The organism is Klebsiella sp. KTE92, from assembly GCF_000398905.1.
Classification (GTDB): domain Bacteria; phylum Pseudomonadota; class Gammaproteobacteria; order Enterobacterales; family Enterobacteriaceae; genus Klebsiella; species Klebsiella variicola.
In genome coordinates this window covers 2859641-2881976 of record NZ_KB976100.1, presented here as the reverse complement: position 1 = coordinate 2881976, position 22336 = coordinate 2859641, and the positions used below count along the sequence as shown (strand labels likewise).

Sequence of the window (22336 nt, the reverse complement as noted above, 5' to 3'; positions counted from 1 at the left end):
CGCTCAGAACTGGCGCCTGGCCACCAGCCAGGCGCCCACCACCAGCATCACCGCGCCGCATACCGGCCCGATCAGCGCCCGCACCGGCACGCCGTGGGCGCGAACTAAATCCATGATCAACCCGCCAACCAGCTGGCTGGCGACCAGTACCGCAATGGTGGTGGCCGCGCCCACGGTCTGATAGCCGCTGATGCTGGCGAAGACGAAAAAGGACCCCAGCAGGCCGGGGATCAGCGTCCACCACTTCACGCTCAGGGCCAGCTCCTGAAAGCCGGCGACGCCCTGGCGCAGCAGTAACATCGTCACGAAAATAACAATTCCCACCAGCGAATTGAGCAGCATGGCGATAAGGATCGTCGACGCCGACTGGGTGATGCGCACCATCAGGGTATTCTGCACCACGAGACCAACGCCGGCGGCAACCAGACAGGCGAGGGTGAGCGACGCATTCATGCCTTGCCGTCCGGGTCCTGACGCTCATCCAGCTGCAGCTGCATAAAGGTGAGATCCAGCCAGCGACCAAATTTGGTTCCTACCTGCGGCATCTGCCCGGTGGTGATAAAGCCCAGCGTTTCATGCAGATGCAGCGAAGCGTGGTTCTGCGATTCAATACCGGCGACCATCACATGTTTATTCAGCCGACGCGCTTCGGCGATCAGCGCAACCAGCAGTTTGCGACCCAGCCCTTTCCCCTGATGATCGGGGTGAACGTACACCGAATGCTCCACGGTGTGGCGGAAACCGTCAAACGCGCGCCAGTCGCCAAACGAGGAATAGCCGGTGATGACGCCGTTTTCCTCGTTCACCAGCACCGGAAAGCCGGCCAACTGGCGGGCTTCAAACCACGCGATACGGTTGTCGGTATCCACGGTTTTATCATTCCAGATGGCGGCGGTATGCACGACGGCGTGGTTATAGATTTCGGCGATCGCTGCACAGTCGTCTTTAATGGCAGGGCGGATGGACATAGCAAACCTCAGTTTTTTGTACACTATAGTAGTACGATATTATTACAATAATGAACATCGCGCTGTCATCCGTTTTCCGCATAATTTTTACGGATGACCCGGCAAGCACGCGGCCCGACGAGCAGTTGTGTAATGGGTGGGTGCACACTATAGTATTACGTTATGAATACTATAGAAGACAACCTCAATCAGCGCATCAGTGCGCGCATCCGCATCGAGCGTGAGTCCCGCGGTTGGTCGCTGAACGACCTCGCCGAACGGGCTGGCGCCTCGCGGGCGATGATCCATAAAATCGAGCGCGGCGAAAGCAGCCCGACGGCCTCGATGCTGGGCCGTCTTTCCGGCGCCTTCGGCATCAGTATGTCGACGCTGATCGCCCGGGCGGAAATGCAGGAGGGTAAGCTGCTGCGCTTTGCCAGCCAGCCGGTGTGGCACGACCCGCAAAGCCACTATCTCCGCCGCCACGTCTCGCCGCGCAGCGATCTGCCGATAGATCTGGTGCAGATTGAGCTGCCGCCCGGCAGCGATGTGCCCATGCCGGCCTCTTCCTATGCGCTCGCCCGCCAGCTGATCTGGCTGCAGCAGGGCGAGCTGGTGTTTGTCGAAGGGACTACCCGTCATGAGATGCAGAAGGGGGATTGTCTGGAGCTTGGCCCGCCCAACGATTGTCGCTTTATCAATGAATCCGCGGAGACCTGCGTCTATCTGGTGGTTCGCCTTAATCAATCGCCATCCGGCTCTTAATGGTAAAGCACGTTGCGCATAAAGCAGCTAGCCTCAGTACTGTCTGCTAACAAGAGGAGTTTGCTATGACAGATCAACCGCAACGCCATCGCCGCTGGGTACTGGCTTCCCGCCCCCATGGTGAACCGACGGCAGAGAATTTCCGCCTGGAAGAGAGCGAGGTGCCGACGCCGGGGCCGGGGCAGGTTCTGCTGCGTACCGTTTTTTTATCGCTCGATCCCTATATGCGCGGGCGCATGAGCGACGCGCCTTCTTATTCGCCACCGGTGGCCATTGGCGCGGTGATGGTGGGAGGGACCGTGAGTCGCGTGGTCAGCTCAAATCATGCCGATTATCAACCCGGCGACTGGGTGCTGGGCTACAGCGGCTGGCAGGATTATGAACTCTCCGACGGCAACGGACTGGTGAAGCTGGGTGACGACCCGCAACACCCGTCATGGTCGCTGGGAGTTCTGGGGATGCCGGGCTTCACCGCCTACATGGGATTGCTGGACATCGGCCAGCCGAAGGCGGGCGAAACGCTGGTGGTCGCTGCGGCGACCGGGCCGGTTGGCGCCACGGTCGGACAGATCGGCAAAATTAAGGGCTGCCGCACCGTCGGCATCGCTGGCGGCGAGGAGAAGTGTCGGTATGCGGTTGAGACGTTAGGCTTTGATGTCTGCCTTGACCATCGTGCGGATGATTTTGCCGAACAGCTGGCCCAGGCCTGCCCGCAGGGCATTGACGTTTACTACGAAAACGTCGGCGGCAAGGTTTTTGACGCGGTGCTGCCGCTGCTGAATACCGCAGCGCGGGTACCGGTCTGCGGGCTGGTAAGCGGCTATAACGCCACCGGTCTGCCGGACGGACCGGATCGTCTGCCGCTGCTGATGGCGACCATCCTCAAGAAGCGCATCCGGATGCAGGGCTTTATTATCGGCCAGGATTACGGGCATCGGATCGCGGAATTCCAGCAGCAGATGGGGCGCTGGGTGCAAGAGGGGAAAATTAAATATCGCGAACAGCTGATCGACGGTCTGGATCAGGCGCCGCAGGCGCTGATCGGCCTGTTAAAAGGTGAGAACTTCGGTAAGGTGGTGATCCGCGTCGCGGCGGACGACTAGTCCGGCGGATCCGACTTACTCTGCCCCTTTTCCCGTGAGGGAAAAGGGGCATGGGAGGCGTGTCAGGCGTAAAAGGTTAACCGCTGGGCGAGCAGATCGACAAAGGCTTCACGGTCGACATCCAGCATCAGGGTAGTATTGGGCCGATTGCCGGTCAGATGGTAGTAATCGACCACCGTCATCCCCTGGGTATATTTTCCTTCCGTTTCCACGCCGACCCAGCGTTCGATAGTGGTAAAGATCTCCGGCTTGAGGAGCCAGGCGATGGTGCAGGGATCGTGCAGCGGCGCGCCGTCGAAGCCCCACTTTTCATCCTTGTGGTAAGCCATAAAGAAGTCGAGCAGCTCGGCGACAATGGTCGACACCGGATTGCCAATCTGGCGGAATCGCTCGATATCGGCGGGAAGGATTTGCGCCCGATGCGTAACATCCAGCCCCGCCATCACCACCGGGATCCCGGACTGAAAGACCATTTCCGCCGCCTGCGGATCAACGAAAATATTAAACTCCGCCGCCGGCTGCCAGTTGCCCAGCCCCATTGCGCCCCCCATGATCACGATGCGGGCGATTTTCGCGTGCAGCTCCGGGTGGCTGGCGAGCAGCAACGCCACGTTAGTCTGCGGCCCGGTGGCCACCAGAGTCACCGGCTCCTGGCTTTCCCGCAGCACCCTGGCCATCAGCTCGACGGCGGTGCAGTTTTGCGGGGCAAAGGTTGGTTCCGGCAGGCTCGGGCCATCCAGTCCGCTCTCGCCGTGCACGTTATCGGCGATGATCAGATCGCGCATCAACGGCTTCCACGCGCCGCCGGCCACCGGGATATCCGGCCGGTTCAGCAGCGTCAGCATACGCAGCACGTTGCGCAGGGTCTTCTCCGGGGTCTGGTTGCCCGCGGAAGCGGTGACGGCTTTCACCTCCAGCTCCGGCGAGGCGAGGGCGAGGACCAGGGCGATCGCGTCATCATGTCCCGGATCGCAATCAATCATCATCGGCAGTGCCATAGCAGCTCCTTGTTGGCGTTGTTCTGTGACCAGACTAACGCTGTGAGGCGAGGCAGACGAGATGGTGTGCAGAATAGTGTGATGGAGGCCACGATTGCTGCGATGGCATCGAGTATCGTCAGGCGATCGTCGGCAGTCATATTGCCTCACCTTGCGATGGCGCAAGCTGGCGCCCGCCGCGGCGCGATATAATAGAAAAATTGCTAATCCTTACGGATATTAATGGTTTGCTTTTCGGTGAGCGGATTCTTATCCTTAAGAAAACTCAAGAGGTTATTACGATGAAAGATGTAGTAGATAAATGCAGTACCAAAGGCTGCGCCATTGATGTCGGTACCATCATTGATAACGAGGACTGCGTCTACCGGGCGGAGAAAATGTTCCCGAGCCGCGAGGAAGCGGAATCCACCGTAGCCGCCGTGCGCGAACGTGCTGCCGCCGCGGCGCCGGCCAGTGAACCGCCGCAGGTCGATTACACCATCGCCGCCGTTGGCGACGAGGTTAAACTCGATCTCGCCATCGCTTTCTCCTGCCAGGCGGAAAAGATCATTTTCGAGTTATCCCTGCGAAATCTGCTTTAACCCGCGTCCGTGGGGAAAACGCCACATCGTTAAGCCTTCCCCGCCAATCACCGCCGGCGGGGAAGGGGCGTGTTATTCGAAGCGCCAGGCGAGGTTCAGGCCGATGCCGTAGTTGCGTCCGGGAGCAGGCTCGTAGTAGCGCCCGTTGGATTCATTAACGATAACGGACCCGACGTACTCCCGGTCGAAAAGGTTGTCGACGCGGCCGAACAGATCCATGTCCATCCTGCCGTAGCTCCATTTATAGCCGGTCGTCAGGCCAACCACCGTCCAGGAAGGCGCTTTAGCCGTGTTTTCGTCATTCGCCATGATGTCGCTCATGTAGCGAATATCGCTGCCGGCGTACCAGCCCTGCTCCGGCTGATAGCCAAAGGAGGCGTAGCCCATATTGCGTGCGATCCCCGGAATGCGGTTGCCGTTGCAGCTGGCGTCGTCGCAGACGTTGGTGCGATAGGTCGCGTCCAGCCAGGTCCAGGCCGCCTTCAGACGCCAGCTCTCGCCAAACTGCTGATCCATCCCCAGCTCCATCCCCTGACGACGGGTCTTGCCGGCGTTTTTATAGCTGGTGCGCCCGCCGCTGCTGCTGTCGACCACGATCTCATTATCGGTATTGGTCTGGAACAGGGCGGCGGTGAGCAGCCCATTGCCGAGCCGCGTCTTACTGCCGATCTCCACTGTGTCGTTGGTGGAGGGCTTCAGGCCGAAATTAAGGCCGCTCTGGTTATCGGAGCGGTATGACAGTTCGTTAATGGTCGGCGTCTCGAAGCCGCGGCCAGCGGAGAGGTAGACGTTCCACGCGTCGGTCAGAGCATACTTCAGCGAGCCTGCGGGCAGCCACTTGTGATAGCTGGCATCACCGCTATCATCGCCATTGCCTGGGGTGATGTAGTAGTCATTCGAGTCGAACCATACTGAGCTGTAGCGAACCCCGGCATCGAGCGAGAGTTTGTCCGTTAACTGCCACTGGGTCTGCAGGTAGGGGTCAATGTTCCACATCAGGTTGCGTTCGTTACGGCGCAGCGCACCCTGTTCGCCATACTGCGGCGCGCCGTTGACCATCACAAAGTTTTCATACCCTTTACGGCGCTCGCTCATGTTCTCGTAATCGAGACCGGCGGTCAGGGTGACGGGCACCAGCAGCTCTCCGCGATGGGTCAGGCGGGTATCGATTCCCTGGTAGTGACGGGTGAGATCGATCACCCCGCCGGCATGGCTCGGTTTCAGCTGCGGCGTGCGCGGGATCGACTGGAACTGCGTGGTTTCACGTTCACCGGCGTACATCATGACGCTGAGATCGTCCTGGGCGCTCAGCTGGCGCTCATAGCGCAGGCCGGCCTGGGTCTGCCGGGTATTCTTGCGGGTATTATACTGGTCGCCGCGCGGCGACTGGCGCGGGTTATCGCGCCATTCGTCGGCGGTTAAGCCGCCGGCGTCATTGGCTTTGATATCCACGCTGTTCAGCAGCAGCGTCAGCTTACTGACATCGTTGATGCGCACCCCCAGTCGGGCGTTCGCCAGATTTTTGCGTGCGCCGCTGTGATCGCGATAGCCATGAGTGGTGAAGCGGTTGGTCGAGACCGTGTAATCCACATCGCCTGCATGGCTGCCGTCGCCAACGGCGCCAGTGGCCTTCATCCCGTAGTGCCAGGTACCGAAGCTGCCATAGTAGCTGCTGGCTTCCACGGTGGGCGGCTGGGTGCCGGTCTGGCTGGTGACGTTGATCACCCCGCCGGACGAGTTACCGTACAGGGCAGAGAAGGGGCCGCGCAGCACCTCAATGGTGTCGACGCTGCCAATATCGATATTCGAGGTCTGCCCCTGGCCGTCTGGCATGGTCGCCGGAATACCATCGACATAGATGCGTAGCCCGCGCACGCCATAGGTGGAGCGAGAGCCAAACCCGCGAATCGACAGTTGCAGATCCTGGGCATAGTTTTGCCGGTTCTGCACCTGCAGGCCCGGTACGGCGCCCAGTGATTCAGAGAGATTGACGCGCGGTGCGGCCTGGCGCATTTCATCCCCATTGACCACGCTGACGGCGGCGGGGGTATCCAGTTCAGAAACAGTGGTTGGCGCGGCGGTCACCACCATGGTTTGTTCATCAGCGGTCTGGGCCGCGGCAATCAGCGGTAGCAGCAGCGCCGGCAGGGCGGCGTGACGCACGGACAGGATTTTCATCGATAGTACTCGGGAGACGAACCAAATGGAACATATGTAGATATGTTACCCCGTTTGTAAAACATTTGAAAATTATTAACCGCCGTTGGTTAACGGATAGTGCTTCTTGCTGATGAATTTACCGAACAACAACAATTAGCGCTCCACTTTGAGATAAATAATGATTACTATTCGCATTCAAAAATAAGGGTAAAGCCAGGACTTTACCGCCGGAAGCGATGTCGGGTCAGCACATACTGGTTTATCAAAGGGAGTCGTCATGTCACTACGTCATTTTGCCGCGCCGCGTCTGCGCCATTCACTGTTATTCACCTCTCTGCTGCTGGCAGGTAGCTTTAGCGCCCACGCTGCGGATGAGATGCTGCGTAAGGCCGTCGGAAAAGGGGCCTACGAAATGGCCTACAGCCAGCAGGAGAACGCGTTATGGGTCGCCACGTCGCAGAGTCGCTCACTGGACAAGGGCGGTATTGTTTATCGTCTTGACCCCACCACCCTGGACGTGACGCAGATTATTCACAACGATCTGAAGCCGTTCGGCGCTGCTATCAACCATGCCACCGGCACGCTGTGGTTTGGCAATACCGTCGACAGCACCGTCACCGCCATTGACGCCAAAACCGGCGCCGTGAAAGGGCGTCTGGTGCTGGACGAGCGTCAGCGCAGTGAAACCGTACGCCCACTGCAACCGCGCGAGCTGGCGGTCAATGAGCAGACCAACACGGTCTACATTACCGGTCTGGGCAAAGAGAGCGTGATTTGGGTGGTAGATGGCGCGACCCTGAAGCTGAAAACCACTATTACCGGCACCGGGGCAATGGCGACGGGTCTGGCGATCGATCCGCAGGCGAAACGCCTCTATACCACCAATGCCGACGGCGAACTGCTGACCATCGACAGCGAGAGCAATACCATTGTGTCGCGCAAGAAATTGCAGGACGATGGCAAAGCGCACTTCTACTTAAACCTGAGCCTTGATACCGCCGGTCACCGCGCCTTTATTACCGACAGCAAGCAGCCGGAAGTGCTGGTGGTCGATACCCGCGATGGTAAGGTGCTGGAGAAAATCGCCGCGCCGGAATCGCTGGCGGTGCTGTTTAACCCGACGCGTAATGAAGCCTATGTGACGCACCGTAAGGCCGGGGAAGTCAGCGTCATCGACGGTAAGCGCTACAAGATCGTGAAGACCTTTAAAACGCCGACTCACCCCAACAGCCTGGCGCTCTCTGATGACGGCAAAACGCTGTACGTCAGCGTGAAACAGGCTTCCAGCCGTGAGAAAGAGGCCACCGCGCCGGACGACGTGATCCGCATCGCGCTGTAAAATGCCCGGGGCGACGACGTTCGGTCAATGTCGCGCCCCGCATGCCGCCCGGCACCTCACCCTCTGTTACAAACGCGTATTGGCCTGATAAACCAGATGGTTATACACTTAACGCTTTCCCGCCTTGCGCGGGCAGTGGTAATCAGTGGAGATAAAATGAAAAAGCCATTTATGGTGATTTGCGCCGGTGCGATGCTGGCGCTGCTGGCAGGCTGTTCGTCCAACTACGTTATGACCACCAAAAGCGGTCAGACGATCGTCACCCACGGCAAGCCGCAGCTGGATAAAGAAACGGGGATGACCAGCTATATCGATGAGTCTGGTAATAAGCGGGAAATTAACAGTAGCGACGTGTCGCAGCTGGTTGAGGATAACTAAATCCTGACCTCCCGGTTTGTCCGTCGCGGGCAAACCGGGAGTCCTGCCAGTTACTTCCTGAGCGTCGGCGCCGTACTGTGGATCGCATGCACGCGTTTACGCACGCCAAACCAGCCAGCTACCAGCAGCACCGCCAGCAGTGGAATTGAGCCAATGGTGTAAGTGCCGTTCGGATAATCGAAGGCCATCAGCACCAGCACACTGAACAGGAACAGCAGCGTCAGCCAGGAGGTGAATGGCGCCCCCGGCATTCTGAAGCTCACCTTCGCCGCTTTTCCTTCCTTGATCGCTTTGCGCAGACGCATCTGACACACCACGATAAAGCCCCAGGAAGCAATGATCCCCAGCGACGCGACGTTCAGCACGATCTCAAACACCTGCGACGGCACCAGATAGTTGAGGAACACTCCCACCACATACACCGCCAGCGTCGCCAGGATCCCGGCGTAAGGGACGTGGTGACGGCTCATCTTCGACATAAACTTCGGCGCGGAGCCCCCCATCGACATGGAGCGCAGGATACGTCCGGTGCTGTAGAGGCCGGAGTTGAGGCTGGAGAGGGCGGCGGTTAACACCACGATGTTCATTACGCTGCCGATATACGGTACGCCCAGTTTGGAGAAGAAGGTGACGAACGGGCTCTGTCCTGCCTGGTAGGCGGTCCACGGCAGGAGCAGCACCAGCAGCACCACCGAACCGACGTAGAACAGGCCGATACGCCAGATCACGCTGTTGATGGCCTTCGGTACCATCGACTCCGGATCTTTACACTCGCCGGCCGCGGTGCCCACCAGTTCAATGGAGGCGAAGGCAAAGACCACGCCCTGCACCAGCACCAGCGCCGGCAGAAGGCCGTGAGGGAAGAAGCCGCCGTTATCGGTGATCAGATGGAAGCCGGTGGCATTGCCGTCCAGCGGCTTACCAGAGCCGAGGAAAATGGTGCCGACCACGAGGAACGCAACGATCGCCAGCACTTTGACCAGCGCGAACCAGAACTCCATCTCGGCGAACCATTTTACGCCGATCATGTTCATGGTACCGACGATCGCCAGCGCGCCGAGGGCGAAGACCCACTGTGGCACATCGCCAAACGCGCCCCAGTAGTGCATATACAGCGCCACGGCGGTGATATCGACGATCCCGGTCATGGCCCAGTTAACGAAGTACATCCAGCCGGCCACGTAAGCGGCCTTTTCACCTAGGAATTCCCTGGCATAGGAGACGAAGCTGCCGCTCGAGGGGCGGTGGAGAACCAGTTCGCCGAGGGCGCGAAGAATAAAGAAGGAGAAGATGCCGCAGACCAGATAGACCAGGGCGAGCGCTGGCCCTGCCATTTGTAAACGTGCCCCGGCGCCGAGGAACAAACCGGTACCGATAGCGCCGCCGATGGCGATCATCTGTACCTGACGGTTGCCCATCGCTTTGTGATAACCCGCTTCATGTGAGTTGAGCCAGTGGCGTTTCGCAGCATGGTGCTCCGCTGCAGTGTCGTGTTTCGTATTCATTGATGTATCAGTTTCCTGTCAATGCCCATGTTTGCAGCCGGAGTGGATGACGGCTGGCACATTATGCTGGCTTTCTCATCATTCTGACGTAGGAGATAAGCTCAGACATGGCGCTGAATCCTACACGTAACGTAATAGTTACGCACCTAAAACATTTACCGATAGCATTTGACAGATTTATCAATGAGATCAGCGTCGCAGAGTTTCCAGCAACAGAGTGAAAGCGCTGGTATGCTGGCGTCGACTGGGGTAGTAGAGATGGTAGCCGGGGAAGGTGGGGGTCCAGTCCGCCAGCACTTGCACCAGCCGGCCACTGGCTAAGGCCTCCGCCACGCAGTCATCCGGAACGTAGGCCAGACCGAGGCCCGCCTCCGCCGCATCGATGCGCTGCGGCAGGCTGTTGAGGATCACTTGCCCCTCCACCCGGACCTGGATATCCCGGCCGTCGCGGGCAAACTCCCAGGCGTAAAGTCCACCTCGTGTCGGCAGGCGCAGATTGATGCAGCGATGCTGCGCAAGATCCCAGGGCGTCTGCGGCGTACCGGCCTGCTGCAGATAGGCTGGCGAACCCACTACCGCCATCCGCATATCCGGGGCAATGCGCACGGCAATCATCTCTTTCGCTACCTGTTCGCCGAGTCGCACCCCGGCGTCAAACCGGCCATCCACGATATCCGTGAGGCCATTATCAACAGTGATTTCGATGTTAATATCCGGATATTGCAGCATAAATGGCTTTAGCGCCGGCCAGAGTACGGTGCTGGTGGCATGCTCCCCGGCGGTGATGCGCAGGTTGCCCGCCGGGCGTTCGCGCGTATCGCGCAGCGCGGTCAGCGCCCGCTCCATCTCCTCCAGATGCGGACCGAGGCGCTGAATGAGTCGCTCACCCGCCTCGGTTGGTACCACGCTGCGGGTGGTGCGGGTCAGCAGCCGCACATCAAGACGCGCTTCAAGATGGCGCATGGCATGGCTGAGCGCCGACTGCGACACGCCGAGCTGGGCCGCTGCGCGTGTAAAGCTGCGCTCACGCGCTACCACCATAAAGGAGAGCAGATCGTTTACGTTCTCTTTTAGCATAATCTTTCCGGATTGATGAATACCGCTCACAGGTACGCAGAGTGTAAGCCCGACGGAGGGGAGGCGCCAGTCTGATAGCCGGACGCAGTGGAGCAGAATGATCACGACGGTTAACAACGCAGGGTTTAATTCATCAAGACGGTGAATGTGATGTAAGATGTCCAAAAAACTGCAGCGCCAGGCGAACCCACACAATGACACCCTTACACTTTCATAAATATCACGGGCTGGGTAATGATTACCTGGTATGCCATCGCGCCGTTGCTGACCAGCTGAGCAACGAGCATATTCAAATTCTGTGCCATCGCCACTATGGCGTGGGATCGGATGGTCTGCTGATCGACAGCGGCGATCATACCCATCCCACGCTGCGTATTATCAATCCGGACGGCTCCGAGGCGGAGAAAAGCGGTAACGGGCTACGGATCTATGCGCGCTATCTGTTTGATATCGGTCGCGTCGGCCATGAGCCCTTTCTGGTACACACGGCGGGCGGTGACGTTTATTGCACTGTGCATGGCGATGTTCATCAGATTAGCGTCGACATGGGGTGGGCGAATTTCAATCCGGCGGCGTTACCCGCCTTAGTGAATTTGCCCGAGGCGGTGAATTATCCGTTGCCGCTGGCGGAAGAAACCCTGTCCGTCGTGCTGGTCTCCATGGGCAATCCCCACTGCGTTGTCCTCGTCGATAAGCTCGACCTGGCGCAGGTTCATCGTTTAGGGCCGCAAATCGAAAACCATTCCTTGTTCCCCAAACGCACCAATGTCCAGTTCGTGGAAGTTATCGATCGCCATACGCTAAAGATTGGTATCTGGGAGCGGGGCGCCGGGTTCACGATGGCCTCCGGGAGCAGCAGCTGTGCGGCTGCCAGCGCGATGCGCCGGTTAGGGAAGGTGGACGATCGGGTGGATGTCAACATGCCTGGTGGTCAGCTGCACATCACCTTCGACGCGGATTTTCAGGTCCGTATGCGTGGCCCGGTGCATAAAATCGCCAGCCTGACGCTGGATAAAGACTGCTTTGTTGGCGGCAGCGCCATCTTCACTGGCGCTGCATAACAGGTGGCGCGGTCAGCCTGAAATTAACTCTTCTGAGGATCAGCCGACGGCCCGTTTGCCGAACAAACGATGGTGGCATGATCCCACCAGGCATTGTGCTTAACATCGGTGGCAAGGACGCTAAACTGCGCCTGCTGTATCTCATTCAGTAAAGCCGGGAGGGGTTTAAGCGTACGCCAGGGCTGCCCCTCTTTCAGGAGATGATGCTTGACAGGATCGTAAGTGGCGAGGTCTTCAGCATAACGAGGAAGCCCGCACATCGAGCCGATCACCAGCCGGCCTGCGGGTTTCAGCAATCTTCTCGCCTCGGCGAAAAAACGGCGACGCTCATCTTCCAGCAGACAATGTAAACAGCTGCCATCAATGATTAAGGCAAACTGGGCATCCTCACATTGAGAAAGATGACAGACGTTGCCGACGAAAAATGTGGCGTCCAGACCCGCTTGCTGAAAACGGTCTTCTGCCCAGCGGATCGCCGTTTCGGACACATCAACACCCGATACGGCATAGCCTCTTTCCGCCAGATACTGGGCAGCCATGGCACCATTGCCACATCCCAGTTCAAGTACCGGCGCGCCGGGAGCGGGTAAATAGCCATGGGCATCCAGCCAATGAAATGTTTTTTCTTGTTGTATCTTTGTCCTGGCAAAACCATCACCCGCCCAGGCGCTGGCTCCGTTGGCTAACAGTTGTCTGTAGCGGGCTTCATAGGGGTTCATCCTGAAAACACCTTTTATCATTGATAAACATCACTACTATATACGCCATTTAACATTGAAATAAGTATTCGTTTGGCTACCAGGGAGAAACAGAGATGAACATCAACATGGTCGGCACCAGCGGCTCAGGCAAATCCACTCTGGCCCGGCGCCTGGCGAACCGGCTGGGACTACCCTGGATCGAGCTCGATCGCCTGTACTGGCGGCCGAACTGGCAGGGCACACCGGATGAGGCGTTTTTCGCCGCTATTGCCGCCGCTACGGCCTCGCCGGGCTGGGTGCTGGATGGCAATTACAATCGCAGCCGCAGCGTCAAATGGCGCGAGGTGGATCTGGTGATCTGGGTCGACTATAGCCTCTGGCGCACGCTGCGCCAGGCGGTGTGGCGGGCGACGAGCCGGGCGTGGCGGCATCAGGAGCTGTGGCCGGGCACGGGCAACCGCGAGAGCTTTCGCCGTTCGTTCTGCAGCCGGGAATCCATTATCCTCTGGACGCTGAAAACCTGGCGGCAGAATCGCCGACGCTATCTGGCCGACATGCAGGATCCGCAATATCGTCATATTCGCTTCGTCCGGGTGCGCAGTCCGCGGCAGGCTGAGGCGCTGCTCCGCGAGCTGGAAGCGCAGCGGCCAGGCGGGCATATCTAATTTTCAGCAGTACACATGTGAATTAATTGTTTCTCAATAGTTAGCTGAGATTTTAATAATGCAGGCACGTACTTTCATATGAGCCTGCGAAATGTCTTATCGAATCAGTATCCTGGATAAAAGTCCGCTTGCCGCCGGGGAAACCGCCGCGCAGGCGCTGGCGCGTACATTAACGCTGGCGCAACACGCCGAAGCCTGGGGTTATCACCGCTTCTGGGTCGCCGAACACCACAATACCGATCAGCTGGCGAGCCCCTCGCCGGAGCTGGTTATCGCCTGGCTGCTGGGCCACACCCGGCGCATTCGTCTTGGGTCCGGCGGCGTCATGCTCCAGCACTACAGCCCCTATAAAGTCGCGGAAAACTTTAACCTGCTGGCTGCCCTCGCGCCGGGTCGCATCGATCTCGGGGTGGGCAAGGCGCCTGGCGGCCTGCCGCTCTCCACCCGCGCCCTGCAGCAGGGCCTGCATCAGGAGGAGAAAGGGACCTTTGCCGATCAGCTGGCGCAGCTGGATAACTGGCTGTCACTGACTGAGCCAGGGGGAGAGGAGAGCCTGCGCGCCACGCCGATCCCGCCGCGCCGGGCCGACGGATTTCTGCTCGGCGCCAGCCTGGAGAGTGCGGAACTGGCCGCCCGTCTTGACTGGAACTTCGTGTTTGCGGCCCATCTCAATGGCGACAGCGCGCTACGCCGCACGGTGATCAACCGCTGGCGCGAGCTCAGCCCGCGTGAGGCGATCGTCGCCGTGCAGGTGGTGGTGGCTGACGATCCGGCCACCGCCGCCGCGCTGGCGCAGCAGGTCGAGGTGTGGGGCGTCGAGCTGGAGAACGGCCAGCGGGTGACCGTCGGCAGTGAGGCTCAGGCCGTCGCCTTTGCCCGCCAGGCTGGCAGCCGGCCGACACGCATCCACCGCCGCGAATCTTCACTGATCTCCGGTACTCCCGAACAGGTTAAAGCCCGGCTTGACGCGCTGCAGGCGGAAGATCAGCTGGATGAACTCATCATTGATACCCCTATTAGCGACGGGCCAGCGCGCCTGCACTCCCTGCGCCTGCTGGCGCAGGCTCACTACGGCAAGGAGGTGCTGAATGTCCTTTGAACAACAACTGATTAGCTGGCGGCGCGAGCTGCACCAGAACCCGGAGCTCTCCCTACAGGAAGTAGCCACCACCGCGCGGATCCGCGACTGGCTGCAGAGCGGCGGGCTGACTCTGCTGCCCTTCGATCTGAAAACCGGGCTGGTCGCCGAAGTCGGCAGCGGCGACAAGGTGATTGCCCTGCGGGCGGACATCGACGCGTTGCCCATCGAGGAGGCGACCGGTCTGCCTTACCGCTCGCAAAATGAAGGGATGATGCATGCCTGCGGCCATGATATTCACACCAGCGTGATGCTGGGGGCGGCGCTGCTGCTGAAGGAGCGGGAAGCGGAACTCCCGGGGCGGGTGCGGATCCTGTTTCAGCCGGCGGAGGAAAATTTTGGCGGCGCGAAAACCCTGATCCGCGCCGGGGCGCTGGAGGACGTGTCGGCGATCTTTGGCATGCACAATGAGCCCGGCCTGCCGGTGGGCGAATTTGCCACCCGCGGCGGCGCGTTCTACGCCAACGTCGACCGCTTCGTCTTCAAAGTGACCGGGAAGGGGGCGCATGCCGCCCGCCCACATGAAGGAAAGGATGCGATCCTGCTGGCCAGCCAACTGGTGACGGTGCTGCAGAGCGTGGCCAGTCGGGAAGTGAACACCCTCGACTCGGTGGTGCTCAGCGTGACGCGGATCCAGGGAGGCAATACCTGGAACGTGCTGCCGGAGAGCGTCGAGCTGGAAGGGACGCTGCGCACTCACAGCAGTGAAGTGCAGCAGCGGGTCAAGGCCCGGGTCAGCGAGATCGCGGCCGGTTTCGCCAGCGCCTTTGGCGCACAGATTGACGTCTTCTGGTATGCCGGCCCGACGGCGCTGGTCAATGACGCCCGCTGGGCCGACTTCGCCAGCGACGTGGCGGCCCAGGCCGGGTACCGCACCCATCACGCCGATCTGCATCTCGGCGGCGAAGATTTTGCGGTCTATCTTCAGCATATTCCCGGGGCGTTCGTCAGCATCGGCAGCGCCAGCGAATATGGTCTGCACCATCCGGCATTTAATCCGGACGAACGGCTTATTGCACCCGCAGCGCACTATTTCGCCCAGCTGGCGGAACAGGCATTACAACACATTTAATGGATGACAGGGGAAGGGGTAGCTATGTCTGAAAATCGACAATTGCGTCTGGGAACGATATTACATGGCGCATCGGGAAATATGTCCGCCTGGCGTCATCCGGCGGCGCAGGCGGACGCCAGTATTAATTTTAACTTCGTCACAGAGACGGCGTTAAAAGCGGAAGAGGGGAAGCTGGATTTTATTTTTGTCGCCGACGGGTTATATATCAATGAAAAATCGATTCCCCATTTTTTAAATCGCTTCGAACCTTTAACGGTACTTTCCGCGCTGGCCGCGGTCACCCGGCGTCTGGGACTGGTGGGGACCTTATCCACTTCGTACAGCGAGCCGTTTACTACCGCCCGTCAGTTCGCCAGCCTCGACCATTTAAGCCAGGGACGGGCGGGGTGGAACGTGGTCACTTCGCCGCTGGAAGGGTCGGCGAAAAACTTCTCCCGGGCCCAGCATCCGGATCATGCGCTGCGCTATCGCATTGCCGATGAATATCTGCAGGTGGTGAAAGGCTTATGGGATTCATGGGAAGAAGACGCCTTTGTGCGCAATAAGGAGACTGGCCAGTTTTTTGATAAAAATAAACTGCATACGCTCGATCACCATGGCGATTTCTTTAAAGTGGCCGGGCCGCTAAATATTGCCCGCACGCCGCAGGGACGGCCGATTATTTTCCAGGCCGGCGCGTCGGACGACGGCAAGAAATTAGCCGCACGCCACGCCGATGCCATTTTTACCCATCAGGAATCGCTGGCCGAGGCGCAGGCATTTTATCAGGATGTTAAAAGCCAACTCAGCGCATATCAGCGCACCCCGGACCAACTGCATATCTTCCAGGGCGTCAGCGTCATCGTCGGGGATGACGCCGAGGATGCGGAACGTCAGTACCAGACTACCGCGGCGCTGGTTTCCATCGAGGATGCGCTGAATTATCTGGGGCGGTATTTCGAACATCATGATTTTTCGCAGTATCCGCTTGATGAACCGTTCCCGGATATTGGCGACCTGGGACAAAACAGCTTCCGCAGCACCACCGACGAGATTAAACGTCACGCCCGCGAGCGGGGATTAACCCTGCGCCAGGTGGCCCTGGAGGCAGCGAGTCCGCGTCCGCGCTTTACCGGCACCGCCAGCGATGTCGCCGATGGCCTGCAATTGTGGTTCGAACAGCACGCGGCGGACGGTTTCATTATTCAGGGCGGCACGCCGGAAACCTTCCCGCGCTTTGTGGATGAGGTGGTTCCGCTGTTACAGGCGCGCGGCCTGTTCCGTCGCGACTATCCGGGCACCACCCTGCGGGAAAGTCTGGGTCTGGCGCTACCTGCTAACCAATTCCAAAAATAATAAAAGAGAATCACGCTATGCAGAAAACAACACTCTTGCTGGCCGTCGCGTTGGCATTTAGCGCCTCGTCGTGGGCCCAGGACGTCAAGATCAATGGCACCGGGGTGAGCCTGGAGGCCAACAAAACGCCGATTCACACAGCGAAAAATCCACAGGCCATTGCGCTGTTGCCGAAAGATCTGCATCTGGCGGTGCCGGGGAAATTCACCGTCGCGGTGGCAGCCCTGAACTCACCACCGCTGACGGTCTTCGCCGATGACAACAAAACCCTGCTCGGCAGCGAGACGGATATCGCCCGGCTGGTGGCGGAGAGCCTCGGGCTGGAAGTAAACGTGGTTCCCACTTCATGGGAAGACTGGCCGCTGGGGGTTACCTCCGGCAAATATGATGCCGCGATCAGCAATATTACCGTCACCAAAGAGCGCAAAGAGAAGTTTGATTTCGCCACCTACCGTAAAGACTCGCTGGGCTTCTACGTCAAAAGCACCAGTCCGCTGAACAAAATTGACAAGGCGGAAGACATCGCCGGGCTGAAGATTATCGTCGGCTCCGGTACTAACCAGGAGGCGATCCTGCTGGCGTGGAACGCGGAGAACGTCAAGAAGGGGCTGAAGCCGTTTACCCCGGTCTACACCAAGGATGACGCCGCCCAGACGCTGGCCCTGCAGACCGGGCGAGCCGACGCCTTTTTCGGCCCCAACGTGATAGGCGCGTGGAAGGCGGCGCTGACCGGTAAAACCAAACTGGTGGGCAGCGTCGACGGCGGCTGGCCGAAAGCGGCGCATATCGCGGTGACGCTGAAAAAAGACAGCGGGCTGGTGAATGCCGTCCAGGCGGCGCTGAACGGCGCTATCGCCAGCGGCGATTACGCCAAAGTGCTTAACCGCTGGGGCGAAGGGGTGGAGAGTATTCCGCAATCAGAAATCAACCCACCCGGACTGGGCGACTGACAGGAGGCGCGATGAGCGAAGCATTCCGCGATATTTCTCCGGACGCACCGGAGCTGCAGCCGATTATTAGCGGGCTGTTTGCCGAATATGCCGCCCGCTACGGCGACTATTTTTCCCGCGATGCGGAAGTGGAGTTGACTGAGTGGTATTTGCCGCCGCAGGGGCTGTTTATCGTCCTTGAGCGTGAGGGAGAAATTATCGCCACCGGCGCTTATAAACCGAAAGATCGCCACACCGCGGAGATCAAACGTATCTGGACGCACCGCCGTCTGCGCCAGCAGGGGCTGGCGGCGAAGGTGGTCCAGGAGCTGGAACGGCGGGCGGTGCTGGCCGGGTACAGCCATATCTACCTGACCACCGGCTTCCGTCAGCCGGAGGCGGTAAAGCTCTATCTCAGCCAGGGGTATGAGGCGCAGTTTGACCTCACGCGAGACCCGGAAGAGTACAGTCAGCCGCCGTACGATGGCCGGCTGCGGTTCACTAAAGCGCTGGCGGTGAGCGCCTTCAGTCACAGCGCTTGAGGAGGCATGATGCATTCATCTGAAACAATAAAAGTGGTGCCGGCGCGCTATCCGCTGCGGGTGGTCGGGGCCCTGGTCGCCCTGCTGGTGCTGGCGGTGGTGATCCAGTCGGTGGCCTTTAACCCGCGCTGGGAGTGGGGCGTCTTCGCCCGCTGGTTCTTCGACCCGGTGATCCTCGAGGGGTTGGGACAAACCCTGCTCCTGACCCTGCTCGGCACGGTGCTGAGCGTGATCTTCGGCGGCCTGCTGGCGCTGGCCCGCTTATCCTCATCGTGGCTGCTCAGCAGCCTCGCCTGGGGTTATATCTGGCTGTTTCGCTCGCTGCCGCTGATTGTGGTGCTGATTATTCTGTATAACTTTTCCTATCTCTACGACACCCTGTCGCTGGGGATCCCGTTTACCGGCGTCACCTGGGCCAGCTATCAGACCATTAACGTGCTGGGGCAATTCTCCACGGCGGTGGTGGGCCTGACGCTGGTGCAGAGCGCCTATACCGCGGAGATTATTCGCGGCGGCTTTTTAGGGGTCGACCATGGGCAGTATGAAGCCGCCGCTGCACTGGGGCTTCCCGCCTGGCGACGTACGCTGCGCATTATTCTGCCGCAGGCGCTGCGCACCATCCTGCCCTCCGGCTTCAATGAGATCATCAGTCTGGCCAAGGGAACGGCGATGGTGTACGTCCTGGCGATGCCGGAACTGTTCTACACCATCCAGATGATCTACAACCGTACCCAGGAGGTGATCCCGCTGTTGATGGTCGGCGCCGCCTGGTATCTGGCGATCACCAGCGTTCTCTCCGCCATTCAGTATCTGGTGGAACGCGCCCTGGCGCGCAGCGAGCGCCGCTCGGCGGTAAACAGCGCCCGCAGCAGCCGTCTGAATCAACCCGCACGTCAACCACAGCCGCAGGAGGCCGTTCATGCCCAGCTCTCATAATGGCCATATCTCTATCACCGGGGTCAGCAAATACTATGGCCGCCACAAGGCGCTGGACGATGTGTCGCTGGAGATCCCCCCGGGCACGGTGACGGTGATCCTCGGCCCTTCCGGCTCGGGCAAGTCGACGCTGCTGCGCACCATCAATCACCTCGAACGTGTCGATGAGGGATTTATTCAGATTGATGGCGACTATATCGGTTATCGCCGCAAAGGCGACAAGCTGTATGAGATGAAAGAGAAGGAGATCCTCCGCCAGCGGATCAACGTCGGCTACGTGTTCCAGAACTTTAACCTGTTTCCGCACCTGACGGTGCTGGAGAACCTGATTGAGGCGCCGATCGCCCACAAGCAGGTCACGCGCAAAGAGGCCATTGCCCGCGCTTATGAACTGCTGGACGTTGTCGGACTGCGCAATAAAGCCGACGCCTGGTCGCGGCATCTCTCAGGCGGGCAGCAGCAGCGTATCGCGATTGCCCGGGCGCTGGCACTGGACCCGCGGGTGATCCTGTTTGATGAGCCCACCTCGGCGCTCGATCCCGAGCTGGTGGGCGAGGTACTGGATGTCATCAAGAAGCTGGCGCGCTCCGGTACCACCCTGGTGGTGGTGACCCACGAGGTAGGCTTTGCCCGCGAGGTGGCCGACCAGGTGGTGTTTATGGTCGACGGCAGGATCGTCGAGCAGGGCAGCAGCGACGAGGTGCTCAACCATCCGCAGCATCCGCGTACCCGACAGTTTTTATCCAGGGTACTGCCGTCATGAACAGAGCGCTAATGACCCTTGTTCTCAGCGCTTTTGCCATGAGCGCTCACGCGGCGCTGGATCTGCGTGCCAATGAGCAGCCATTGCCGGTCACCCGCGACCCGCAGGCGATAGCGAAAATTCCGCCGGGCTATCGCTTCGTCGAGCCGGGGACGCTGACGGTGGCGATCTCGGCGCTCAATTCGCCGCCGCTGGCGCTGCTGGCCAGCGACAACCGCACGCGGATCGGCAGCGACCCGGATATGGCCCGCCTGCTGGCCGGAAGCCTTGGCCTGAAACTCAGGCTGGTGCCCACCGCGTGGGAGGACTGGCCGCTGGGCATCGCCTCCGGCCGCTACGATGTGGCGCTGATCAATATCGCGGTAACCGAGAAGCGCAAAGAGAAGTTCGATTTTGCGACTTACCGGGTGGACTCCCTGGCCTTCTCGGTGAAATCCACCAGCGACATCGCCGCGGTAAACGGACCCGCCGACCTCGCCGGGCGCAAAGTGATCGTCGGGTCCGGCACCAATCAGGAGCGGATCCTGCTGGGCTGGAATGAGGACAACCGTGCCGCCGGACGGCCGCAGGCCCAGCCGGTCTACCTGACCGATGATGCCTCCGGCAACCTCTATATCCAGTCCGGGCGAGCGGATATCTTTTTCGGCCCGCAGTCGGTGGCAGCCTATAAGGCCGCCCTTAACGGCCAGACCCGGGTGGTGGGCCTGGGGCCGAAAAAAGCGTGGGTGGCGACAACCACCAAAAAAGGCAACGGCCTGGTCTTTACCCTGCAGGCAGCCCTCGACGGGGCGATTGCCCGCGGTGAATATCAGCAGGTGCTGGCGCGCTGGGGAGAGCAGGGCGAGGCGGTGGCGCAGTCGGTGGTCAACCCGCCGGGGATAACCTACTAAAAAACCGCTGTTTCGCCGGAGTACGACGCGAAACAGCGGAGGCGAATGCTCGCCAGGGTCTTCAATCAAACGGTGCGCGGAGTGAGCGTCAAGCGATCCAGCGGCCCAACGATAAACAGATAGGAGAACAGGCCCAGCACGCCCATGGAACCGACGTAGAGGATGGCGTAATCAAACGAGTGGGTGTTGGCGAGGATCACCCCGATGACCAGCGGGGTAATGATGCTCGCCAGGTTGCCGCACATATTGAACACGCCACCGGCAATACCGAGCATCTCTTTCGGCGAGGTGTCGCTCAGCACGCACCAGCCGAGGTTCCCGAAACCTTTGGCAAAAAACGCCAGACTCATGGCGGCGATCACCACCACTTCCGAAGAGGTGTAGTTGGCGACGACAATGATGCAGGAGAGCAGCATGCCGCAGATCACCGGGAGCTTACGGGCGGTGGTCAGACTGTAACCGCGTTTCAGCAGCCAGTCCGAAAACACGCCGCCCAGCAGGCCACCGATAAATCCAGCTATGGCCGGGATACTGGCGACAAACCCGACCTTGAGGATTGACATGCCTTTGGCCTGGTAGAGGTAAGTCGGAAACCAGGTGAGGAAGAACCAGGTAATCGATGTGACGCAGAACTGGCCGATATAAACCCCGATCATCATGCGATTGACGCAGACGCTTTTAATCTGCGCGAGAGTTAATTTTTGCGGCGTTTTTTGGCTACCTAATTCCGGTACGCCGCCGCCTTCACGAATATAATCGAGCTCCTGCGGGTTAATTTTAGGATGATGTGAAGGATCCTTCACTTTTACCAGCCAGAATATTCCCAGCACCACCCCGATAGCGCCAATATAATAAAAAACATAGTGCCAGCTTAAATTATGCAGAATGATGGTCATCAGCGGCGTAATAATGCCCAGCGAAATATACTGCGCGGCCTGATAGACCGAGGTGACAAATCCACGCTCTTTATTGGGGAACCACTGGACGCTCAGGCGACTGTTGGCCGGAAAAGCGGGTGCTTCAATGGCCCCCATCATCAGACGCAGGAGCACCAGCACCACCAGCGGACTGGCAAACAGATAAACAGTGCCCTGAAACATAGTGACGACCGACCAGCCAATCAGCGCGCAGCCGTAGACCAACCGCGAACCATATTTATCCAGCAGCCAGCCGCCGGGGATTTGCATAATGACGTAGGAAATACCAAACACCGAAAAGGCCAGGCCCATTGCTTCAGGGTCAAAACCTAACTCTTTACTCATCATCGGCGCGACAACGGACAGGGTGGCCCGGTCAGCATAATTAAATACGGTCGCGAGAAATAAAAAAACCAATATACCGTAACGCACGTTGCTGCGTTTTATTTGCTGTTGCATGTTATTCAACTCCTTTGCAGGGTTGTGAAGACACGTCATCTTTCATGCCGCTTTGATACTTGCTGACGGATT

The 22336-nt window shown here is 59.3% G+C and carries 22 protein-coding genes and 1 pseudogene; 15 read left to right on the top strand and 8 right to left on the bottom strand.

The genetic code is table 11. The features are described from left to right. Window positions 1-3: 3 nt before the first annotated feature. Window positions 4-453: a DMT family transporter gene (locus A1WC_RS11820; RefSeq protein WP_008804691.1), complete on the bottom strand. Its 450-nt coding sequence runs from the start codon at window positions 451-453 to the stop codon at window positions 4-6. Beyond that, window positions 450-968, bottom strand: a complete 519-nt coding sequence (locus tag A1WC_RS11825) for a GNAT family N-acetyltransferase (protein ID WP_012541564.1) — start codon at window positions 966-968, stop codon at window positions 450-452. The genes A1WC_RS11820 and A1WC_RS11825 overlap by 4 nt, the downstream gene beginning before the upstream one ends. A 162-nt stretch (window positions 969-1130) precedes the next feature. On the opposite strand from A1WC_RS11825, the gene A1WC_RS11830 reads away from it, so the two are divergent. Both A1WC_RS11830 and A1WC_RS11835 read left to right on the top strand, forming a co-directional pair. Beyond that, window positions 1131-1712: a helix-turn-helix domain-containing protein gene (locus A1WC_RS11830; protein ID WP_008804693.1), complete on the top strand. Its 582-nt coding sequence runs from the start codon at window positions 1131-1133 to the stop codon at window positions 1710-1712. Between the two features lie 65 nt (window positions 1713-1777). Further along, window positions 1778-2815, top strand: coding sequence for an NADP-dependent oxidoreductase (locus A1WC_RS11835; protein WP_016161174.1), 1038 nt, complete (start codon window positions 1778-1780; stop codon window positions 2813-2815). 62 nt (window positions 2816-2877) lie between these two features. Here the strand turns inward: A1WC_RS11835 and rihA are convergent, their stop codons facing one another. Continuing rightward, entirely contained in the window at window positions 2878-3813 is a 936-nt protein-coding gene (rihA, locus tag A1WC_RS11840; RefSeq protein ID WP_016161173.1) for a pyrimidine-specific ribonucleoside hydrolase RihA, read from the bottom strand. Between rihA and A1WC_RS26305 the strand changes: the two genes are divergently transcribed. After that, the gene (locus A1WC_RS26305; RefSeq protein WP_071599449.1) at window positions 3775-4005 is read left to right on the top strand and encodes a hypothetical protein; all 231 of its coding nucleotides are present in this window, start codon (window positions 3775-3777) and stop codon (window positions 4003-4005) included. The two genes, rihA and A1WC_RS26305, sit on opposite strands and share 39 nt — an antisense overlap. Window positions 4006-4094: 89 nt before the next feature. Then, complete coding sequence (locus A1WC_RS11845; protein WP_016161172.1) at window positions 4095-4394, top strand: DUF406 domain-containing protein; 300 nt, start codon at window positions 4095-4097, stop codon at window positions 4392-4394. Between the two features lie 72 nt (window positions 4395-4466). Here the strand turns inward: A1WC_RS11845 and pqqU are convergent, their stop codons facing one another. Continuing rightward, window positions 4467-6572, bottom strand: coding sequence for a TonB-dependent receptor PqqU (pqqU, locus tag A1WC_RS11850; protein ID WP_016161171.1), 2106 nt, complete (start codon window positions 6570-6572; stop codon window positions 4467-4469). 259 nt (window positions 6573-6831) lie between these two features. On the opposite strand from pqqU, the gene A1WC_RS11855 reads away from it, so the two are divergent. After that, window positions 6832-7893, top strand: a complete 1062-nt coding sequence (locus tag A1WC_RS11855; RefSeq protein WP_008804698.1) for a YncE family protein — start codon at window positions 6832-6834, stop codon at window positions 7891-7893. A 156-nt stretch (window positions 7894-8049) separates the two neighbouring features. Next, entirely contained in the window at window positions 8050-8271 is a 222-nt protein-coding gene (locus A1WC_RS11860) for a YgdI/YgdR family lipoprotein (RefSeq protein WP_002906779.1), read from the top strand. A gap of 50 nt (window positions 8272-8321) precedes the next feature. Here A1WC_RS11860 and ansP read toward each other — a convergent pair whose 3' ends face one another. After that, window positions 8322-9776 (bottom strand): L-asparagine permease, encoded by a 1455-nt coding sequence (ansP, locus tag A1WC_RS11865; RefSeq protein ID WP_008804699.1) that lies wholly within the window; start codon window positions 9774-9776, stop codon window positions 8322-8324. Between the two features lie 189 nt (window positions 9777-9965). Next, a complete protein-coding gene (locus A1WC_RS11870; protein WP_008804700.1) occupies window positions 9966-10853 on the bottom strand; it encodes a LysR family transcriptional regulator in 888 nt (295 codons plus the stop codon). A 194-nt stretch (window positions 10854-11047) separates the two neighbouring features. Here A1WC_RS11870 and dapF point away from each other — a divergent pair, with 194 nt between their 5' ends. Then, on the top strand, window positions 11048-11914 hold the full coding sequence (gene dapF, locus A1WC_RS11875) for a diaminopimelate epimerase (protein WP_016161170.1): 867 nt from the start codon (window positions 11048-11050) through the stop codon (window positions 11912-11914). Window positions 11915-11937: 23 nt separating this feature from the next. On the opposite strand, the gene A1WC_RS11880 is transcribed toward dapF, so the two are convergent. Then, complete coding sequence (locus tag A1WC_RS11880; protein ID WP_016161169.1) at window positions 11938-12633, bottom strand: class I SAM-dependent methyltransferase; 696 nt, start codon at window positions 12631-12633, stop codon at window positions 11938-11940. Between the two features lie 95 nt (window positions 12634-12728). Here A1WC_RS11880 and A1WC_RS11885 point away from each other — a divergent pair, with 95 nt between their 5' ends. The 8 genes and pseudogenes from A1WC_RS11885 (at window position 12729) to A1WC_RS11925 (ending at window position 20888) form a co-directional block, all read left to right on the top strand. Next, window positions 12729-13280: a shikimate kinase gene (locus A1WC_RS11885; protein WP_016161168.1), complete on the top strand. Its 552-nt coding sequence runs from the start codon at window positions 12729-12731 to the stop codon at window positions 13278-13280. Between the two features lie 91 nt (window positions 13281-13371). Further along, window positions 13372-14379: an MsnO8 family LLM class oxidoreductase gene (locus A1WC_RS11890; RefSeq protein ID WP_012541571.1), complete on the top strand. Its 1008-nt coding sequence runs from the start codon at window positions 13372-13374 to the stop codon at window positions 14377-14379. Continuing rightward, window positions 14369-15490, top strand: coding sequence for a M20 peptidase aminoacylase family protein (locus A1WC_RS11895; protein ID WP_016161167.1), 1122 nt, complete (start codon window positions 14369-14371; stop codon window positions 15488-15490). Before A1WC_RS11890 ends, A1WC_RS11895 begins: the two co-directional genes overlap by 11 nt. 24 nt (window positions 15491-15514) lie before the next feature. Beyond that, window positions 15515-17778, top strand: a pseudogene (locus A1WC_RS28305) (NtaA/DmoA family FMN-dependent monooxygenase). 11 nt (window positions 17779-17789) lie between these two features. Continuing rightward, window positions 17790-18299: a GNAT family N-acetyltransferase gene (locus tag A1WC_RS11910; RefSeq protein WP_008804708.1), complete on the top strand. Its 510-nt coding sequence runs from the start codon at window positions 17790-17792 to the stop codon at window positions 18297-18299. Between the two features lie 9 nt (window positions 18300-18308). Next, window positions 18309-19235 (top strand): amino acid ABC transporter permease, encoded by a 927-nt coding sequence (locus A1WC_RS11915; protein ID WP_008804709.1) that lies wholly within the window; start codon window positions 18309-18311, stop codon window positions 19233-19235. Then, complete coding sequence (locus tag A1WC_RS11920; protein WP_008804710.1) at window positions 19219-19998, top strand: amino acid ABC transporter ATP-binding protein; 780 nt, start codon at window positions 19219-19221, stop codon at window positions 19996-19998. Before A1WC_RS11915 ends, A1WC_RS11920 begins: the two co-directional genes overlap by 17 nt. A gap of 38 nt (window positions 19999-20036) precedes the next feature. After that, window positions 20037-20888 (top strand): transporter substrate-binding domain-containing protein, encoded by an 852-nt coding sequence (locus A1WC_RS11925; RefSeq protein WP_172437960.1) that lies wholly within the window; start codon window positions 20037-20039, stop codon window positions 20886-20888. A 65-nt stretch (window positions 20889-20953) separates the two neighbouring features. Here the strand turns inward: A1WC_RS11925 and A1WC_RS11930 are convergent, their stop codons facing one another. Next, on the bottom strand, window positions 20954-22264 hold the full coding sequence (locus tag A1WC_RS11930) for an MFS transporter (protein WP_016161163.1): 1311 nt from the start codon (window positions 22262-22264) through the stop codon (window positions 20954-20956). Window positions 22265-22336: the final 72 nt, after the last annotated feature.

Excerpts from the sequence above, each read along its gene's own strand:
- A1WC_RS11820 (WP_008804691.1), bottom strand. The coding sequence starts at position 453 with ATGAATGCGTCGCTCACCCTCGCCTGTCTGGTTGCCGCCGGCGTTGGT.
- A1WC_RS11825 (WP_012541564.1), bottom strand. The coding sequence starts at position 968 with ATGTCCATCCGCCCTGCCATTAAAGACGACTGTGCAGCGATCGCCGAA.
- A1WC_RS11830 (WP_008804693.1), top strand. The coding sequence starts at position 1,131 with ATGAATACTATAGAAGACAACCTCAATCAGCGCATCAGTGCGCGCATC.
- A1WC_RS11835 (WP_016161174.1), top strand. The coding sequence starts at position 1,778 with ATGACAGATCAACCGCAACGCCATCGCCGCTGGGTACTGGCTTCCCGC.
- A1WC_RS26305 (WP_071599449.1), top strand. The coding sequence starts at position 3,775 with ATGTCCCGGATCGCAATCAATCATCATCGGCAGTGCCATAGCAGCTCC.
- rihA (WP_016161173.1), bottom strand. The coding sequence starts at position 3,813 with ATGGCACTGCCGATGATGATTGATTGCGATCCGGGACATGATGACGCG.
- A1WC_RS11845 (WP_016161172.1), top strand. The coding sequence starts at position 4,095 with ATGAAAGATGTAGTAGATAAATGCAGTACCAAAGGCTGCGCCATTGAT.
- pqqU (WP_016161171.1), bottom strand. The coding sequence starts at position 6,572 with ATGAAAATCCTGTCCGTGCGTCACGCCGCCCTGCCGGCGCTGCTGCTA.
- A1WC_RS11855 (WP_008804698.1), top strand. The coding sequence starts at position 6,832 with ATGTCACTACGTCATTTTGCCGCGCCGCGTCTGCGCCATTCACTGTTA.
- A1WC_RS11860 (WP_002906779.1), top strand. The coding sequence starts at position 8,050 with ATGAAAAAGCCATTTATGGTGATTTGCGCCGGTGCGATGCTGGCGCTG.
- ansP (WP_008804699.1), bottom strand. The coding sequence starts at position 9,776 with ATGAATACGAAACACGACACTGCAGCGGAGCACCATGCTGCGAAACGC.
- A1WC_RS11870 (WP_008804700.1), bottom strand. The coding sequence starts at position 10,853 with ATGCTAAAAGAGAACGTAAACGATCTGCTCTCCTTTATGGTGGTAGCG.
- dapF (WP_016161170.1), top strand. The coding sequence starts at position 11,048 with ATGACACCCTTACACTTTCATAAATATCACGGGCTGGGTAATGATTAC.
- A1WC_RS11880 (WP_016161169.1), bottom strand. The coding sequence starts at position 12,633 with ATGAACCCCTATGAAGCCCGCTACAGACAACTGTTAGCCAACGGAGCC.
- A1WC_RS11885 (WP_016161168.1), top strand. The coding sequence starts at position 12,729 with ATGAACATCAACATGGTCGGCACCAGCGGCTCAGGCAAATCCACTCTG.
- A1WC_RS11890 (WP_012541571.1), top strand. The coding sequence starts at position 13,372 with ATGTCTTATCGAATCAGTATCCTGGATAAAAGTCCGCTTGCCGCCGGG.
- A1WC_RS11895 (WP_016161167.1), top strand. The coding sequence starts at position 14,369 with ATGTCCTTTGAACAACAACTGATTAGCTGGCGGCGCGAGCTGCACCAG.
- A1WC_RS11910 (WP_008804708.1), top strand. The coding sequence starts at position 17,790 with ATGAGCGAAGCATTCCGCGATATTTCTCCGGACGCACCGGAGCTGCAG.
- A1WC_RS11915 (WP_008804709.1), top strand. The coding sequence starts at position 18,309 with ATGCATTCATCTGAAACAATAAAAGTGGTGCCGGCGCGCTATCCGCTG.
- A1WC_RS11920 (WP_008804710.1), top strand. The coding sequence starts at position 19,219 with ATGCCCAGCTCTCATAATGGCCATATCTCTATCACCGGGGTCAGCAAA.
- A1WC_RS11925 (WP_172437960.1), top strand. The coding sequence starts at position 20,037 with ATGAGCGCTCACGCGGCGCTGGATCTGCGTGCCAATGAGCAGCCATTG.
- A1WC_RS11930 (WP_016161163.1), bottom strand. The coding sequence starts at position 22,264 with ATGCAACAGCAAATAAAACGCAGCAACGTGCGTTACGGTATATTGGTT.